At 63.3% G+C, this 17,480-nt stretch carries 16 protein-coding genes; 10 read left to right on the top strand and 6 right to left on the bottom strand.

All coding sequences use genetic code 11. From position 1 onward, the window contains the following. Positions 1–202: 202 nt before the first annotated feature. On the bottom strand, positions 203–865 hold the full coding sequence (locus SB764_RS23150; RefSeq protein ID WP_309147637.1) for a response regulator transcription factor: 663 nt from the start codon (positions 863–865) through the stop codon (positions 203–205). Between the two features lie 342 nt (positions 866–1,207). Between SB764_RS23150 and SB764_RS23145 the strand changes: the two genes are divergently transcribed. The 6 genes from SB764_RS23145 (at position 1,208) to arcC (ending at position 8,244) form a co-directional block, all read left to right on the top strand. After that, positions 1,208–2,128: a transporter gene (locus tag SB764_RS23145; RefSeq protein WP_410865045.1), complete on the top strand. Its 921-nt coding sequence runs from the start codon at positions 1,208–1,210 to the stop codon at positions 2,126–2,128. Positions 2,129–2,393: 265 nt separating this feature from the next. Beyond that, complete coding sequence (locus tag SB764_RS23140) at positions 2,394–3,074, top strand: VIT1/CCC1 transporter family protein (protein WP_321868912.1); 681 nt, start codon at positions 2,394–2,396, stop codon at positions 3,072–3,074. Positions 3,075–3,386: 312 nt separating this feature from the next. Then, on the top strand, positions 3,387–4,877 hold the full coding sequence (gene arcD, locus SB764_RS23135) for an arginine-ornithine antiporter (protein WP_410865043.1): 1,491 nt from the start codon (positions 3,387–3,389) through the stop codon (positions 4,875–4,877). A gap of 21 nt (positions 4,878–4,898) precedes the next feature. Next, entirely contained in the window at positions 4,899–6,155 is a 1,257-nt protein-coding gene (gene arcA, locus SB764_RS23130) for an arginine deiminase (RefSeq protein WP_074983563.1), read from the top strand. Positions 6,156–6,238: 83 nt separating this feature from the next. Then, positions 6,239–7,249 (top strand): ornithine carbamoyltransferase, encoded by a 1,011-nt coding sequence (locus SB764_RS23125; protein ID WP_065058393.1) that lies wholly within the window; start codon positions 6,239–6,241, stop codon positions 7,247–7,249. Positions 7,250–7,314: 65 nt separating this feature from the next. Continuing rightward, a complete protein-coding gene (gene arcC, locus SB764_RS23120; protein WP_110327432.1) occupies positions 7,315–8,244 on the top strand; it encodes a carbamate kinase in 930 nt (309 codons plus the stop codon). Between the two features lie 44 nt (positions 8,245–8,288). Here the strand turns inward: arcC and SB764_RS23115 are convergent, their stop codons facing one another. Beyond that, complete coding sequence (locus SB764_RS23115) at positions 8,289–8,489, bottom strand: DUF3562 domain-containing protein (RefSeq protein WP_065058391.1); 201 nt, start codon at positions 8,487–8,489, stop codon at positions 8,289–8,291. Between the two features lie 77 nt (positions 8,490–8,566). Further along, positions 8,567–8,878, bottom strand: a complete 312-nt coding sequence (locus SB764_RS23110; RefSeq protein ID WP_065058390.1) for a DUF4148 domain-containing protein — start codon at positions 8,876–8,878, stop codon at positions 8,567–8,569. Between the two features lie 48 nt (positions 8,879–8,926). On the opposite strand from SB764_RS23110, the gene SB764_RS23105 reads away from it, so the two are divergent. Further along, positions 8,927–9,106, top strand: coding sequence for a hypothetical protein (locus SB764_RS23105; protein ID WP_410865040.1), 180 nt, complete (start codon positions 8,927–8,929; stop codon positions 9,104–9,106). Here SB764_RS23105 and SB764_RS23100 read toward each other — a convergent pair. Next, a complete protein-coding gene (locus SB764_RS23100) occupies positions 9,091–9,756 on the bottom strand; it encodes a hypothetical protein (protein WP_322007287.1) in 666 nt (221 codons plus the stop codon). The two genes, SB764_RS23105 and SB764_RS23100, sit on opposite strands and share 16 nt — an antisense overlap. A 533-nt stretch (positions 9,757–10,289) precedes the next feature. On the opposite strand from SB764_RS23100, the gene SB764_RS23095 reads away from it, so the two are divergent. From SB764_RS23095 to SB764_RS23085, 3 genes are all read left to right on the top strand, one after another. After that, a complete protein-coding gene (locus tag SB764_RS23095; protein ID WP_124263137.1) occupies positions 10,290–10,568 on the top strand; it encodes a hypothetical protein in 279 nt (92 codons plus the stop codon). Positions 10,569–11,106: 538 nt separating this feature from the next. Then, positions 11,107–12,309 carry an AI-2E family transporter gene (locus SB764_RS23090; protein WP_080180514.1) on the top strand — a complete coding sequence of 401 codons (1,203 nt, stop codon included), beginning with the start codon at positions 11,107–11,109 and terminating at the stop codon, positions 12,307–12,309. Between the two features lie 109 nt (positions 12,310–12,418). Next, positions 12,419–12,622, top strand: coding sequence for a hypothetical protein (locus tag SB764_RS23085; protein ID WP_124263138.1), 204 nt, complete (start codon positions 12,419–12,421; stop codon positions 12,620–12,622). Positions 12,623–12,646: 24 nt separating this feature from the next. On the opposite strand, the gene SB764_RS23080 is transcribed toward SB764_RS23085, so the two are convergent. Further along, positions 12,647–14,200 carry an efflux transporter outer membrane subunit gene (locus SB764_RS23080; protein WP_343665551.1) on the bottom strand — a complete coding sequence of 518 codons (1,554 nt, stop codon included), beginning with the start codon at positions 14,198–14,200 and terminating at the stop codon, positions 12,647–12,649. 1 nt (position 14,201) lies between these two features. Next, positions 14,202–17,468, bottom strand: a complete 3,267-nt coding sequence (locus SB764_RS23075) for an efflux RND transporter permease subunit (RefSeq protein ID WP_410865037.1) — start codon at positions 17,466–17,468, stop codon at positions 14,202–14,204. Positions 17,469–17,480: the final 12 nt, after the last annotated feature.

Genomic DNA, 17,480 nt, shown 5'->3' with positions numbered 1-17,480 from the left:
GCGACTTAAACCACGCCACATTTACGGAAGGGAGAAACTAATTAATCAGTCCGCTATTCATCTGATTGACTGTGCCGACATTTTCCGGCGCTGCCGGGAGCGCCGAAGACGCAATGCGGTTTAGGCTTCCCGCTGGCGCAACTTCCCGATTTCTTCCTCGCATTGCCACGCATTGCCACGCTGATCACTTGCAGCCGCCCAATCAACCTGTGTGGGGCGCCGCTTCACGCCCGGCAGGCTGCACCGAGGGACGCGGTCGGCTGGACTGCGTCGACAACAGGACGGGCGCGTCGATGCCGGTCGACGTGGTGAGCCGAACCAGTTCGGCCAGAGATCTGACTTTCATCTTCTCCATGACGCGCGCCCGGTGGATCTTGATCGTTTTCTCCGCCGCACCGAGTTCGTCGGCGACCAGTTTGTTCGGCCGCCCGGCAACCACGAGCGCCATGACCTCGCGCTCACGCGGCGTCAGCGTTTCCAGACGGTGCTGAAGCTCCGTGCGTTGCTCGCGCTGCTCGAACAGGCGGTGCGCGTGCTCGATTGCGCGTGTCGTGGCTTCAAACAGCACACCCGCATCAATCGGTTTCGTCAGGAAGTCCGCCGCGCCCGCCTTCATCGCGTCTACTGCGGTCTGCATGTCACCGTGCGCCGAAACAAACACGATCGGCACGATGCCGTGCAAACGCCGCTGCAGTTCGATACCGCTCAGGTCGGGCAACTGGAGGTCGAGCAGCACGCATGCGGGGGCGCTGGTCAAATCCGCGTCGTTCAGGAAGTCGCCGGCAGTGCCATAAGCTTGCACGGCGTAGCCCCCCGATCGCAGCAAGCGACTCAGCGCATTGCGTACGTGTTCGTCGTCGTCCACGACGAACACTACCGGAGTAGTTGAGTTCATTTGTGTCGTTTGTCGGCTTGCCCGCGCTGCAACGCCGACTGGCGCGCGGCGTGGGTAGATCGGAACGATGTTGTGATTCCTCAAACAACTCTAGCGTGGGTCCCGGCCATGCAATTGACCTTGATCAATCGAGCGCATACGCCGAGAACCCGCACACGGCTCGCTTGAATCCGATCGCGGTTCCGGACTGTCCGACCAAGGTCCTATTCAGCCTCGAGCCTGGCACTGCTATGCTGGCTCCGCACAGTGCGGGCTAGCGGTAGAGGCGGCCGTGCTTACGGTGCATCTGCCGGCATCTTCGATTGAACCGCGATGAGCAGACGTTCAGCTCGCTGGAGTTGTGGTTGGTCCTGCGCCGCCGTACTCTGGCAGGCGACCCTGGTGCATGCGCAAGAGCTGGAGCCACGCACCTATTCCCCTTCGCCGGTGGGTACGAACTTTATTCTCGCGGGTTATTCGCATGTGAGCGGCGACGTGCTGACCGACCCATCGCTGCCCATAACCGGTGTCAGCGCACGCATCAACAATTGGCTGCTCGGCTATGTCCGCACGTTTGCGCTGGCAAATCACACGGCGTCGATCGGCCTTGTCCAGCCTTTTGTCAGCGGGAATCTGAGCGGACTCGTCATTGGCGCGCCGACGCAAATCCATCGCGCCGGCATGGGCGATATGCAAGTGCGCTTTGCGTTGAACCTGTTTGGCAATCCCCCGCTTGAGCCAGACGTGTTCGCACGCACACCGCCTGCCACGTCGCTTGGCGTGAGCCTGACCGTGCAGATGCCAACCGGCCAATACATGCCTTCGCACCTCGTAAACGTAGGCAACAATCGCTGGGCGTTCAAACCCGAAATTGGCTTATCGCAACCGTGGGGTGACTGGTTTTTTGAAGCCTCGGTCGGCGTCTGGTTCTTCATGAGCAACACGAACTTCTTCAATGGCCAGATCAGGCGCCAGTCTCCCCTCACGGTCACGCAACTGCACGGCGGCTACAGTTTTCGGCCGGGGCTCTGGCTCGCCATCGATGTCGGCTATGCCCTCGGAGGCGCCACCAGCGTCAACGATGCATCGAGCGGCACGAGCCAAGCGAACGCGCGTGGCGGTGTCACGCTCGCAGTGCCGATCGGTCACGGCTGGTCTGCCAAGCTCGGCTATTCGCGCGGCTTCGTAACCCGTGCGGCGGGGTCTTATCAGATCGTTTCGATCACGGTCCAGTATCGCTGGTTCGATCATTGATCGTTAATAGTTGATCATTGATCCCGCCGAAAGACGGTATCTGTGCGCGATTCGAATGCTCCAATTCGCATTTGACGTTAGCAATTCAGTCACGCGAATCCGGTTTCTGAAAATAAATTGTCACTCGCGTATCGCGATCTTCCGTGCGAGGTCTCGCGATTGATATAAGTCAATGGAGAAACGTCTCCTTCCGATACCTTTTGTAGCGGCGATTCACGCCGACCATCGGCGCAAATCACGTTATCCAACGTCAGCCGAGGCTGATATGAGCACCCTCACACCGGCCAGTGAAACCAGGCCCGCACAGCGCGAACCCGTTCTCCATACCGTCGACCGTGTCTGCGAACTGTGTTTTGGTCTGTTCATGGCCCTGACCTTCGTCGGCGCCGTCAAGGCGGTCAGTGCCGGCGAAGCCGCCGGGCACAAGATGTTCTTTTCGGCGCTCGGCTGCAATCTGGCGTGGGGACTTGCCGATGCCGTCATGTACCTCATCCGCACCCTCGCTGATCGAGGGCAGCGCCTGAAACTGATATTGACCATCCGGCAAACGCGGGATAACGCCATTGCCGTGCACACGCTGCGCGACGCGTTGCCGAAGGCTATCCAGCCACTGGTCGACGATGCCGAACTCGAGCGCGTTCGTGCGCGCCTTGCGAGCATGCCGACTGTGCCGTCGCGAGCGTCACTCGGGCGTGACGATCTCGTCGGCGCGGTCGGTATCTTTCTGCTTGTGGTGCTGGGTACGTTTCCGGTTGCGCTGCCATTTCTCGTTATCAAAGATATCACTGCGGCGCTGATCACTTCACGCGTGCTCACACTCGCGATGCTATTCGCCGCCGGATATGCACTCGGACGCTACTCCGCTGGGGGCGGAATGAAAGCCGGCCTGTTGATGGTTGCGGTTGGCGTGCTGCTCACGATTGCGATTATCGCGTTGGGTGGATGATCGACGTGAACATCCGCAAGCGGGCTATCTACGCGCACGAAGCAACCTTCATGTTATTCAAATCCGATTCAATTATATAAATCAATAATTCACCGCAACGAAATTGCTTTGCCTTTTACCGCCTATATTCCCGCGCGCGCTTGAAATAGCCGGATTGCTCCATCAACGAGATCGATTGATGAAGATCAATTACCCGCGGCAACCTCAAATCATCATGCTGAATAAACGATTCGTGCTCTCATGAAATTTCGATTCGCCACGCCGGGCACGCTCAATTGAAATCGGCAACAGCCAAGCGAGCAGGAGGCATCCATGTCCGACTCAACGTCTACACCTCGCCCCGCCGCGACGCCTGAGCGCGTTGCAGCGCCCGCCGCCACGAAACTTCGTTTAGGCGCACTCACCGCCCTCGTCGTGGGATCGATGATTGGCGGCGGTATCTTCTCTCTGCCACAGAATATGGCAGTCAGTGCGGATGCCGGTGCGGTGCTGATCGGTTGGGCGATTACCGCGGTCGGCATGCTCACGCTTGCCTTCGTGTTCCAGTCACTGGCGCTGCGCAAGCCCGAACTCGATGGCGGCGTGTACGCGTACGCGAAGGCCGGCTTCGGCGACTATATGGGTTTCGGCTCGGCTTGGGGCTACTGGATCAGTGCCTGGCTCGGTAACGTCGGCTACTTCGTTCTGCTGTTCAGTACGCTTGGTTACTTCTTCCCGGTGTTCGGCGAGGGCAACACGCCGATCTCCATCGTCTGTTCTTCGGTACTGCTCTGGTCGCTGCATTTTCTGGTGCTTCGCGGCATCAAGGAAGCGGCTTACGTCAATCTGATCACCACGGTGGCCAAGATCGTGCCGCTGTGCCTCTTCATCATCCTCTGTGCATTTGCGTTCCGCTCCGGCACCTTCTCAGCCGACTTCTGGGGTCAACTGAATCCCAAGCTCGGCAGCGTGACAAATCAGGTGCGCAACATGATGCTCGTGACCGTGTGGGTTTTCATCGGCATCGAGGGCGCGAGCATCTTTTCGGCGCGCGCCGAGCATCGCAGCGACGTCGGCAAGGCGACCGTCATCGGCTTCGTCGGCGTACTCCTGCTGCTCGTGCTCGTGAATATTCTTTCGCTCGGCGTGATGACCCAGCCGCAACTCGCGGCTCTCCAGAATCCCTCGATGGCCGGCGTGCTGGAGCGCGTGGTGGGCCACTGGGGTGCGATTCTCATCAGCGTTGGCCTCGTCGTCTCGCTCGCCGGCGCGCTGCTTTCGTGGGTGCTGCTGTGCGCCGAGATTATTTTCTCGGCGGCGCGCGATCACACCATGCCGAACTTCCTGCGCAAGGAAAACGCGAAGCACGTGCCGGCCAACGCGCTGTGGCTCACGAACGGCATGGTCCAGATCTTCCTCGTCATCACGCTGTTCTCGAAGGGCACCTATCTCTCGCTCATCTATCTCGCGACCTCGATGATCCTGTTGCCCTACTTCTGGTCGGCGGCCTACGCATTCCTCATCGCAGCGCGCGGCGAGACTTATGACTCCGCCGGCGGCGAGCGCAACAACGAGCGCAGCAAGGACCTCGTCGTCGCGCTCATTGCCGTGGTCTACGCGGTCTGGCTCATCTACGCGGGCGGCCTCAAATACGTGCTGCTCTCCGCGCTGCTCTACGCGCCCGGCGTGATTCTCTTCGCGCGGGCGAAGCGTGAAGTCGGCTTGCCCGTCTTCACGACCGTCGAAAAATTCGTCTTCGCCGCGGTACTGCTCGGCGCGCTGATCGCGGCTTTCGGCCTGTACAAGGGCTTTCTCTCCCTGTGATCCTGATTCGAGGAGTCTCAAATGAGTACGGATAACGTCGCCTTTGGCGTCAACTCCGAGGCGGGCAAGCTGCGCAAGGTCATGGTGTGCTCCCCTGGCCTCGCGCATCAACGTCTCACACCCAGCAATTGCGATGAGCTGCTATTCGACGACGTCATCTGGGTCAGTCAGGCAAAGCGCGACCACTTCGACTTCGTGACGAAGATGCGCGAACGCGGCGTGGATGTCCTCGAGATGCATAACCTGCTAACCGAAACGGTGCAGCACCCGGAAGCGCTCAAGTACATTCTCGATCGCAAGATTCGTCCCGAGATGGTGGGCGTCTCGCTCGCCGGCGAGGTGCGTAGCTGGATCGAAAGTCTGGAGCCGCGCCGGATCGCGGAATTCCTGATTGGCGGCGTGGTGGCCGAAGATCTGCCGGACACCGATCAAAGCAAGATCCTCAAGGAGTTCCGCAACTACCTCGGCTATTCGAGTTTCGTGTTTGCGCCGCTGCCCAATACGATCTTCACACGCGACACGACCTGCTGGATCTATAACGGCGTCTCGCTCAACCCGATGTACTGGGCGGCGCGCCGTCAGGAAACGCTGCTGACCACGGCCATCTACCGCTATCACCCGGAATTCGCCAACAAGGACTTTCAGGTCTGGTACGGCGATCCCGACGAAGACCACGGCGCGGCCACGCTCGAAGGCGGCGATGTGATGCCTGTCGGCAATGGCGTCGTGCTGGTCGGGATGGGCGAGCGTTCGAGTCGCCAGGCGATCGGCGCGCTCGCGCAGAACCTGTTTGTCAAGGGCGGCGCGAAGCGCCTCGTCGTAGCAGGGCTGCCCAAGTTGCGCGCGGCCATGCATCTCGACACCGTGTTCAGTTTCTGCGACCGCGATCTCGTGACGATCTTTCCGGAAGTGGTCAACGAGATCGTGCCGTTCTCGATCCGCCCCGACGACAAGAGCCCCACGAAACTCGATCTGCGCCGCGAAGAAAAGCCCTTTGTGGACGTCGTGGCCGAAGCGCTGGGCTTGAAGAAGCTGCGCGTCGTCGAAACCGGCGGCAACGCGTTCGCGGCCGAGCGCGAGCAATGGGACGACGGCAACAACGTCGTGTGCGTCGAACCCGGCGTGGTAATCGGCTACGACCGCAACACCTATACCAATACGCTGCTGCGCAAAGCCGGCGTGGAGGTCATCACGATCACGGCGAGCGAACTGGGCCGCGGGCGCGGCGGCGGCCACTGCATGACTTGCCCGATCATGCGCGACGCCGTGGAGTATTAACCGATGGCCCACAGGTCGATATCGACCCACTGTCTTTGACCTGATGACCCGCATTTGCGCTGCATTCGAAACGGAGAAATGACATGGCTTTCAACCTGCGCAACCGCAGTCTGCTTAGTCTGATGCACCACAGCACCCGTGAGCTGCGTTATCTGCTCGACCTCTCGCGCGACCTCAAACGCGCCAAATACACGGGCACCGAGCAACAGCACCTCAAGGGCGTCAACATCGCGCTGATCTTCGAAAAGACTTCGACGCGTACGCGCTGCGCGTTCGAAGTGGCGGCCTACGACCAGGGCGCAAACGTCACTTATATCGATCCGACTTCGTCGCAGATCGGCCACAAGGAAAGCATGAAAGACACCGCGCGCGTGCTGGGCCGCATGTACGACGCCATCGAGTATCGCGGTTTCAGCCAGGAGATCGTCGAGGAACTGGCGAAGTTCGCGGGCGTGCCGGTGTTCAACGGCCTCACCGACGAATACCACCCCACGCAAATGCTCGCCGACGTGCTCACGATGCGCGAGCATTCGGACAAGCCGCTCACGCAGATCAGCTACGCGTATCTCGGCGACGCCCGCAATAACATGGGCAACTCCCTGCTGCTCATCGGCGCGAAGCTCGGCATGGACGTTCGCATCGCGGCGCCGAAGTCGCTCTGGCCGCATGACGATCTCGTGGCTGACTGCAAGAAGTTCGCCGAGGAAAGCGGCGCGCGCATCCTGCTGACCGAGGACCCGAAAACCGCCGTCAAAGCGGTGGATTTCGTGCACACCGACGTGTGGGTCTCGATGGGCGAGCCCATGGAAGCGTGGGGAGAACGCATCAAGGCGCTGCTGCCGTATCAGGTGAACATGGCGCTCATGAAGGCGAGCGGCACGCCGCACACGCGCTTCATGCACTGCCTGCCTGCCTTCCACAACAGCGAAACGGTGATCGGCAAACAGATCGCCGACAAGTATCCCGCGCTCAGCGGGGGCGTGGAGGTCACCGAGGAAGTGTTCGAATCGCCGCTGAATCTGGCGTTCGAGCAAGCGGAAAACCGCATGCATACGATCAAGGCGATTCTCGTGTCGACGCTCGCCGACATTTGAGCCTCACCGCTCGACGGCGCACGCGCGCCCGGTTTCACCGAGACAGGTAACTTTGGGAGTCAGACATGCGAATCGTGATTGCACTTGGCGGCAACGCGCTGCTGCGTCGCGGCGAGCCGATGACAGCGGAGAACCAGCGCGAGAACGTGCGCCTCGCGGCCACCCAGATCGCGCAGATCGCGCCGGGCAACGAACTGGTGATTGCCCACGGCAACGGGCCGCAGGTCGGCCTGCTCGCGCTGCAAGGCGAGGCCTGCAAGGACGTGCCCGGCTACCCGCTCGACGTGCTCGGCGCGCAGACCGAGGGCATGATCGGCTACATGATCGAGCAGGAACTCGGCAACCTGCTGCCGTACGAGGTGCCGTTTGCGACCCTGCTCACCCAGGTCGAAGTGGACGCGAACGACCCGGCGTTTCAGCATCCGAGCAAGCCGATCGGCCCGGTCTACACGAAGGAGGAAGCGGAGAAACTCGCCGTCGAGCGCGGCTGGGCCATCGCCCCCGACGGCGACAAGTTCCGCCGCGTCGTGGCGAGTCCGCGACCGAAGCACATCTTCGAAATCCGTCCGGTGAAATGGCTGCTGGAGCGCGGCACGATCGTGATTTGCGCGGGCGGCGGCGGCATTCCAACGCTCTACGGCGAAGGCCACAAGCTGGGCGGCGTGGAGGCCGTGATCGACAAGGATTTGTGCTCCGCACTGCTCGCGCAGGAGTTGCAGGCGGACATGCTGATCATCGCCACCGATGTGAACGCCGCGTACGTCGACTGGAACACGCCGTCACAAAAGGCGATCGCGAGCGCGCATCCCGACGAACTGGAGAAACTGGGCTTCGCGGCCGGTTCGATGGGCCCGAAGATCATGGCGGCCGCGGAGTTCGCGCGCAACACCGGCAAAGACGCCGTGATCGGCGCGCTGGCCGATATCGTGGCGATTACCGAGGGCAAGGCTGGCACACGCGTGAGCACCGGGAAATCCGGACTCGTTTTCTATTGAGCGAAATCGCCGCGCCGGTTTTTGCCTGATCGCCCCGAAGGTCTCTATTGATCCGCGATCTTCGATGCGATCCTCAAAGCTTCGCGCACGCGCTTCTCAGCGAGCAGCGGTATATAGTCGAAAACCCGTGCATCCTTGCGAAAACGCTCTAACGCTTCGGTGTACATCTGCGCAACGACTTCCTCCGACGTTGCCGTCAACGCGGCGATTTCGCGAATCACGTCCTCGAAATCCTGAGTTTTCATGGTCTCCCCCGTCACGCCGAGCCACCTCGCGTGGCATCCTTGCGCCCGGGCGGCAACGCGTGCCGTTGGTGCGGTTCTCACTGTGCCGGCAAATTCTGGCAGTCCGTTTCGCGCCAATGGGCGACGAGACGTTGTGCCTCCTGCAAGTCGTCCGGATAATAAGGGTCGTCATTCCAGGGTGAGGGGTCGTAGCCCGCCTTCCTCAACGCCGAAAGCTCGCTTTGGCGTTGTGCCTTCGTCGGCGGCGCACTGCTTCCGAGCGCGGCCAGGTCGCGACACTCCGTGGGCGTCAGATGCGGGCCGCCCTGCTGCACGCCGCCGGCTGCGCAGCCCGCGAGCAATATGGCCGACGCAGCAAGCGTCGAACAGCATCTCGGCAAACTTTTCATAGCGTATCTCCACGCAGATCAGCGCGGCTCAAGTGGCTCGATCGGTGCATGCCGGCCGGTCGTGCGCGAATGACGCTTTCATTTTTCTTCTTTCAGATCAGCGGCACGACAATCGGCACACGGGCGCGGCACCTCTTCACGACGACGCCCGACAACGCACGATATCAGGTATTGATTCGCGCTCAAACGCAGATGATCGTGCGCATCCGGCTTCACGGCTCTCCGTGACGAACCAGGGCATCCATGGCGCGAAGCACGACCGGGTCAGCCTTGGCCCAGCTCGATGTCGAGCCGGCGACCGTATCGCCGCCGATCGCAAAGATCCGCGCGCTGCGGCCGCCGGCGCCGCGTGGCGTGCGTTGCGCAACGTGTACCTCTTCGCAGGCCAGCATCGACTGAAGGGCTTTCTGAATGTCGCGCAAGGCGGCGCCGATTTCCCGCGCCAGTTGCGCGGCCGTTAGCTTGCGGCCGTCCGCCAGCAGCGCGGCTATGTCGCCCGCGAGGCACGGCTGAGCCGTCCAGCGCGCCGCGGCACACGCATCATCCGGCGGCTGATGGCGCACCGGCGTGCTCATGCCGGCGGACGCGAAGTCATCCATTGGAGCGGCGCCAGGGGCGGCTTCGTCGCCCTGATCCGCCGGGAACGCACTTTCGTGATCTGTGCCCCGATTGCTGCACGCACGACAACGCTGATCCAGAATCAGGCGGAGAAAGGGACTGGCGAGCACACGATCGACATCCAGCGCGTCGAAGCGCGCGGCAAGTGCGCGTCTGACCGCCTCCCAGTCGTCGAGCGCGCCGCTGTCCGACAGCAGAAATGCCATCTTGCGGATCGTCTCGCGACGCTGAAGCTTATCCGCACTCTCGTACTTTTTCATATCGCCTCGCTTGCATGGGGGGAGCGAGCAACCTCCGGCATGGCGTTGCCGCGCGGGAACGAGGGTTGAACCATCAGGCTATGCGCGAAACAGGGCGTGCGCTATGGGACTTTCGTCCGATAAGGCGGGCATTTCGTTACGCGCCTTCGCGAGCGGCGCAGGCGCTTTCGAGGTTGGCTTTTTTCGATCTCGCGTCGTCGCCGTCGCGCGACACGACTGGCGTTTTGCAGGTTTTTCGCACGATACACAGCACCCAAGCCGGGGACCGCGTCGCCTGCGTCAAGCCGACTTACGCGCGATCTCGCGCCGGTTATCGGACCAAAGTCCGATACACGCGGTCGGCCTGCGCGTATAGGCTGAAGGGAGTCAAAGTACGACGGCGAGCACGACGGCGAGCATCACGATCGCTCCCGTTGCCCTCCTGCGCGTTTGCGGCGTGCATGTCGAGCGTCGTGTTGCGTCAAGCTCCCCTCTGCACGCCGAGCATGCCGATGAAATCGTTTCGGATACACCAGCAGGGCATCGATTGACGCGTGACGGCATCCGTCGATGCGAGCCGCCAGCACCGCCATCCACTCGATGAGGTACGTCTTATGGCATTCGCCCTTTTGCTTGCGGTCTTTCTCGCCTCGACGGGCGTACTCGTCGGCGGCGCGATAAACCGACCTGCCCAGCAGGAAACCGCGCCAGCCGCCGATATGCGACCTGCCGCGAGTGCGGCCACGGCTTCGCAGTCGTCGATCGATGGGCAGCCGAGGATGACGCAGTCCAAAGACGACTCCGCGCCAGCCGTGAAATTGACCCGTCTGTAAGCGCGAGGCGCGTCTGATCGATCGTATCGATCGTTATCAATGGTCTCCTCGAACGCGTCGCCGGCGCGCCCGGCCGGGCATCCTGGCGATATGACCGTGCATTCTGAAGCGCAGCGCCTCGCGCGGCGACCGCCTGGGCGCGAACGGCGCCGCCGTCAACGCGGCGATGTCGGCGACCAGCGCGGCGAATCCACTCAGTACGGCATGCATCGCGGTTTTGTCCGAAGCTTGAGTCAGAGTTCGTCGATCCAGATTACGCGCAACCAGGCGCCGGCGAAATAGGACCTTGGTCCGATTGCCTCGCACCGGCCGCCAGGCTTTCGCCAGGCTTCCGGCAGCCTCGTTCGGTTTTACGACGAGCTTCTGATCGGCCGCCTCGCTCCGACAGAATTGCCGGGAATGCTATGGGACCAAAGTCCAATTGCCCCGCTGTCCCGCGCGCGGCACGATCCGAAAGTGAGGACGCGCCACCGGGGAAACGGGCGCGGCCGTCTTGCGTCGGCACCGATTCCGTGGCGACCCGGCAGGAGAAGAACCGATGCTTCTAACACCGTCCACCCAGCGGGTTCTGTCCAGAGCGCTGCTCGACGTGCTGATTCGCGCCTCGCTCATCGCTGTGCTGGCCATCGTTTGCTTCCGCATCTTCGTCCCGTTTCTCAATCTGATGGTGTGGGCGCTGATTCTTGCGATCACGCTCTATCCGCTGCAGATCCGGCTGCGCCGTTCGATGCCGGGCCGCGACGGCCTGATCGCCACGCTGATCGTCTTCGGCGCGTTTGTCATCGTGATCGTGCCGACCTATCTGCTGGGCGTGGCCGTCGCCGAATCGATCGACAACGCGATGGCCGTGTTCAAGAGCGGCCGCGTCCACGTGCCGCCGCCGGACGAGTCGGTGCTGAACTGGCCGTTCGTCGGCAAGCGGGTCTACGACATCTGGCTCCAGGCGTCCACGGACATCGCGGGCCTCGCGCAGAAGTACGCACCGCAGTTCCGGGACGCCGGCCGCGCGCTGCTCGGCACCGTGACCGGTCTGGGCATGGGCATGCTGGTGTTCTTCGCGGCGCTGATCGTGTCCGGCATCCTCATGGCCTATGGCGAAAAAGGCCACGAGAGCGCCGTGCAAATCGCCTCGCGCATCTCCGGCCCGGACAACGGCGTGCAGATCACCGATCTCTGCACCGCCACGATTCGCGCGGTGGCGCAGGGCGTCGTCGGGATCGCGTTCATCCAGATGCTGCTGATCGGCGTCGGCTTCATCGTCAAGGGCATTCCCGGCGCGGGGCTGCTCGCGCTCGCCGTGCTGATGATCGGCATCATGCAGTTGCCGGCCACGCTGATTACCGTGCCCGTGATCATCTTCGTCTTCGTCACCGAAGGCGTCAGCACGGCGGCCATCGTGTTTTCCGGCTACGTGTTCGTCGCCGGTCTCGTCGACAACGTGCTCAAGCCCCTGTTGCTCGGGCGCGGCGTTGCGGTGCCGATGCCCGTCGTGCTGATCGGCGCGCTCGGCGGCATGGTGTCGGGCGGCGTCATCGGGCTGTTCATCGGGCCGGTGATGCTCGCGGTCGGCTACCAGCTTTTCTGGCGCTGGGTGAGGGATCAGCCGCAGTTCCGGACGCAGGACGCCGGGGAGGACCAAGCGCCGGACCTCTCGCCGATAACCGTGCAGACTCCCGCGCAGACTCCGACGCCCTGCGCCTCGCAAACGCGCCCGCCACAGGCGCCGGATCAGCAGCCGTGACGCTGCGCTGACCACGGCGGGTGACGCGTCATGCGCACCCATTCACGCTGGCGATGTTGCCCGGCGTGGAAACCCTCAACTTCCATGCGTTCACCGCGATGACGGCGTCGTGCCCACCTCGACCTCCGGCTGCCTCGCTGCATCGGCGACGTCGTGCCCGGCCTGCCCCGATCCGGTGCTGACGGGCCTGTTCCTGACGGCCTCCGTGCGTGCCGTGCAGGAAGCCGCCCATCGCGCGAGCGAGCGGCATGGGCAGCATCGAGCGGATAAGCGCCGATATGAGCGCAACCGGCACGCACGCGTGTGTGAATAGCGATCAGCAATCGGCAATCCGCAATTAGCGGCTCGCGGCACCGGCAAGCGCCGGGGCGCCCGCCTGCGTCTGCGCGGCTTCGGTCGCCGACGCGCCACTTGCGGGCGCGGGCATCGTCATGCGCTCGGCGTGCGTCACCCAGCCGCCGCCCATCGCCTTGTAGAGACTGACGTAATACGTCAGCACCGCCGACTCGGTTTGCGTGTGCGTCAGTTGCGCGTTGAAGAGACTGCGCTCCGCATCGAGCACCTCGATATAACTGGTGTAACCCGCGTCATAACGCTTGCGCGCGAGCCGCGCGTAGACCGCCAGCGCATCGACCTGACGTCCCTGTGCGACCAGTTCGCCCTGACTTTTCTGCAAGGCGATCAGTGCGTCCTCGACCTGCTGCAACGCCTTCTGCACTGTATCGAGATACGTGTACAGCGCCTCCTGCTCGCGCGCTTCGGCCAGATGCACCTGCCCGGTGATATTGCCGCCGGTGAACAGCGGCTGCGCGATCGCGCCGCCCACCGACCAGATATAGGCCGGCCCGGTCAGCAGGCTCGAAAACACGGCGCTCGCCGAGCCGATCATCCCCGACACCGAAAGGTCCGGAAAATACAGCGCACGCGCCGCGCCGATGCGCGCATTTTCGGCGATGAGGTTCTGCTCCGCCGCGAGCAGATCGGGCCGCCGCGACAGCAGATCGGACGGCACGCCCGCGGGCACGGCGGGCAGCGCGATGGCGCGCAGTTCGCGTCCGCGCGGAATCGGACCGGGGTTCTGCGCGAGCAGCACCGACAGCGCGTCCTCCTGCTGGCCGATCTGCATCTCGATCACCGGAATGGTCGCCTGCGCGGCCTCGTATTCCGACTGGCTCTGTGCCAGTTCCATCTGCGAGACGACGCCGTGCGAGAAACGCAGCGTGAATACCCGCACGGAATCGGCGCGGCTCGCGGCCGTCGCCTGCGCGATCTCCAGTTGCCGGTCGAGGCTGCGCAGATTGATATAGGACCCCGCCACCGCCGCCACCAGCGTGAGAATGGTCTCGCGCCGCCCTTCCTCGGTCGCGGCGAGATCGGCGCGCGCAGCCTCGGTCAGCCGGCGCGTGCGCCCAAAGACATCGAGATTCAGCGTCGCGCTGAGCGTCGGCGAAAACGCGTTGTAGACCGGATCGATGCCCGGCTGCAACGGCAAGCCGCCAATCTGCGAGACGCGCTGACGCGAAGCCGTGAAGCCCGCGCCCACCTGCGGGAAGAACGCCGAGCGCGTGATCTGCACCTGCGCGGCGAATTCGTCGATGCGCGCCGCCGCGATCTTCACGTCGCGATTGCGTTCGAGCGCCGTGGCGATCAGTTGATCGAGCACGGGTTCCTGAAACTGCTCCCACCAGACCGTATCGGCGACTTCGAGCATTTCGCCGCTCGCAAACCGGTATGTCGCGGGTACCTCGACGTTGGGCCGCACGTAGTCCGGGCCGAGCAGGCAGGCGTTCAGCGCGAGCGCCAGCAGCGGCACGAGCCGGCGCGCGACGATGGGCGCATGTTTGGGCGCATGTTTGGGCGCATGAACGGGCCCATGAGCGGACGCGCGCATGTCAATCGTCTCCACGCGGCGCGGACGGCGTGCCTTCCGGCGCGCCCGCCGCGCCGCCCGAGGCATTGCCCGCCGGGTTGCCCGAGGAATTACCCGAGGCATTGCCCGCCGCGCCGCCCGAGGCATCGCCCGAGCCCGGCGCCGCCGTGCCCTTGCTTTGGCGCGACGACATCGTTTCGAGCAGGTAATAGAACATCGGGATAAAGAACACGGCGATCACAGTCGCGCCCAGCATGCCGCCGATCACGCCGGTCCCGATCGAATGGCGGCTGTTGGCCGACGCCCCCGTGGCGATCGCGAGCGGCACGCAGCCGAGAATGAACGCGAGCGAGGTCATGACGATCGGCCTCAAGCGCTCCTCGGAGGCGACGATCGTCGCGTCGAGCACCGAGGCGCCGCCCTCGCGGTTCATTACCGCGAACTCGAAGATCAGGATCGCGTTCTTCGCCGCGAGCGCGACCAGCATCGTGAGCCCGATCTGAAAGTAGATGTCGTTCTCAAGGCCGCGCAGCAGGATCGCGAGCAAGGCGCCGAACAGCGCGAACGGCACGGCCATCAGCACGCCGATCGGCAGCGACCACTTCTCGTATTGCGCGGCGAGAATCAGGAACACCATGATGAGCCCGAACACGAACACCGAGCCCGAGGTGCCGCCCGACTTGCGCGCCTCGTAGGCTTCGCCGCTCCACGCCACGCCGAAGCCGTTGGGCATCGCCGCCGCGATTTCTTCCAGAGCGCCGATCACCTGCCCGGAGCTGTAGCCCGGCGCCGCGTTGGCCGTGACGAGCACCGCCGGAAAATTGTTGAAGCGCGTGAGCAGGTCCGGCCCGGTCACGTAGCGGTAATTCGCCACGGCGCGCAGCGGCACCATCGTGTCGGTCTTGCTGCGCACGTAAATGCGGTCGAGATCGTCGGGGCGCAGGCGCGTCGTCGGATCGGCCTGCAAGATCACCTGCCACAGACGGCTCGATCGGTTGAACTGCGAAACGTAGAGCGAACCGAACATGGTCTGCATCGCGCTATAGACGTCTTCCACCGGCACGCCGAGCGTTTCGGCGCGCTCGCGGTCCACGTCGACGAGCAGTTGCTGCGAATTCGGATTGAAGGTGGTCGTCACGCGCGCAAGCTCGGGCCGCTGCCGCGCCTTCGCGACGAACTCGCGCACCACTTCCGCGAGTTGCGTGATGGTCGCGTCGCCCTTGCTCTGGATCCACACCTCGGTGCCGCCCGTGGTGCCCAGGCCCGGAATCGAAGGCGGATTGACCGGAATGACAATCCCCTCCTTGATCGACGACAGCGCCTTGTACGCGTCGACCAGCACCGCGCGCGCATTCTGCGTGCTCGCGTGATCCGACGAATAGCGCTCGTCGAAACCCTTGAGCCCGACGAAGAACGTGCTCGCGTTGTTCTTGTTCTGCACGTCGAGCAGGCTGTAGCCATCGACGGTGGCAATGCCGCTCACCGCGTCCTGCTTCATGAAATACCCGGCCACCTGATCCGAAACCGCGCCCGTGCGGTCGAGGCTCGCGGCGTCGGGCATGGTCACCGCGCCGAGCAGATAGCCCTGATCCTCGGGCGGCAAGAAAGCGGAGGGAATGGTCTTCATCATCACGACCGCGAGCGCGATCATCCCCGCGAACAGCAGCAGCGCGAGCACCCAGCGCCGGATCGCGATATGCACGAACCCGACATAGCCCCGCGTCATGCGCCCGAACGCGTTCTCGAACCAGCGGAAAAAACCCTTCTTTTCATGGTGCGAGCTACTCAGCAGAATCGCCGCGAGCGCCGGGGACAAGGTCAGCGCCACGATGCCCGAAATCACCACCGAGATCGCAATCGTGATGGCGAACTGCTTGTACAACTGCCCGGTAATGCCGCTCACGAACGCCACCGGCACGAACACCGCGCAGAGCACGAGCACGATCGCGATCACCGGCCCGGCCACTTCGTCCATCGCGCGCTTGGCGGCTTCCTTCGGCCCGAGCTTGTGCACCGTCATGTTGCGCTCGACGTTCTCGATCACGACAATCGCGTCGTCGACCACGATACCGATCGCCAGCACCATGCCGAACAGCGTCAGCATGTTGATCGAGAAGCCGAGCAGCGCCATGCCCATCGCCGTGCCGACGATCGACACCGGCACGGCCAGAATCGGAATCAGCGTCGCGCGCAGACTTTGCAGGAACACGTACACGACGATCACGACCAGCACGAGCGCCTCGAAGAACGTGTGCACGACGTCCGAGATCGAAGCGCGCGTGAACTCGGTCGTGTCCATCGCGATCTTGTAGTCGAGCCCTTCGGGGAACGACTGCTTGAGTTCGGCGAGCGCGGCACGCACCTGCTTCGACACGTCGAGCGCGTTCGCGCCCGGCTGCTGGTAGACCGCGATAATGGTGGCCGGCTTGCCCTGGTAGCGGCTGCGGATCGAATAATCCTTCTGCCCGAGTTCCGCGCGGCCCACGTCCTGCAGCCGCACAATTGCCGCGCCTTCGCTGCTCGCGCGCAGGATGATGTTGTCGAAATCGCCTGGCTGGGCGAGCCTGCCCGGCGTGGTCACCGCGAACGACTGCTCGACTTTCGAGCCCGTCGGCGACTGCCCGATACGTCCCACCGCAAACTGCTGGTTCTGGTTCTGCACCGCCCGCTGCACGTCCGCCACCGTGATGCCGAGCTGCGCCATGCGGTCAGGCTTGAGCCAGACCCGCATCGCGTAATCCGGTGTGCCGAAGATACTCGACTGGTTCGCGCCGGGAATGCGCTTGAGCGCGTCCAGCACATAGATGTTCGCGTAGTTCGCGATATAGGTGCTGTCGTAGCGCTCGTCGGGCGAATAGATCGCAATCACCATCATGAACGCCGACGACTTCTTCTGCACCTGCACGCCCTGCGCCTGCACCGATTGCGGCAACTGCGGCAAGGCGAGATTGACGCGGTTCTGCACGTCGACCTGCGCGAGCTGCGGATTGGTGCCGATCTCGAAGAACGCGTTGACAGTCAGATTCCCCGTCGACGAACTCGACGAGTTCATGTAGATCATGTTGTCCGCGCCGTTCACCTGCTGCTCGATCGGTGCGGCGACGTTGTTGGCGACCACGTCCGCGCTCGCGCCGGGATACGACGCGGTGATCGTGATCTGCGGCGGCGTGATGTCCGGGTATTGCGCGACCGGCAGCGCCAGCATGGTCAGCGTGCCGCCGAGCGTGATGACGATCGAAATGACCGACGCGAAAATCGGCCGGTCGATGCAGAAGTGCGAGATGCTCATCTTCAACGCCCT

The sequence above is a fragment of the Paraburkholderia sp. SIMBA_027 genome (genome assembly GCF_046535315.1).
GTDB classification, from domain to species: Bacteria; Pseudomonadota; Gammaproteobacteria; order Burkholderiales; family Burkholderiaceae; genus Paraburkholderia; species Paraburkholderia tropica.
Note: the sequence above shows the minus strand (reverse complement) of the source record. Positions and strands in the feature narration are given on the sequence as shown.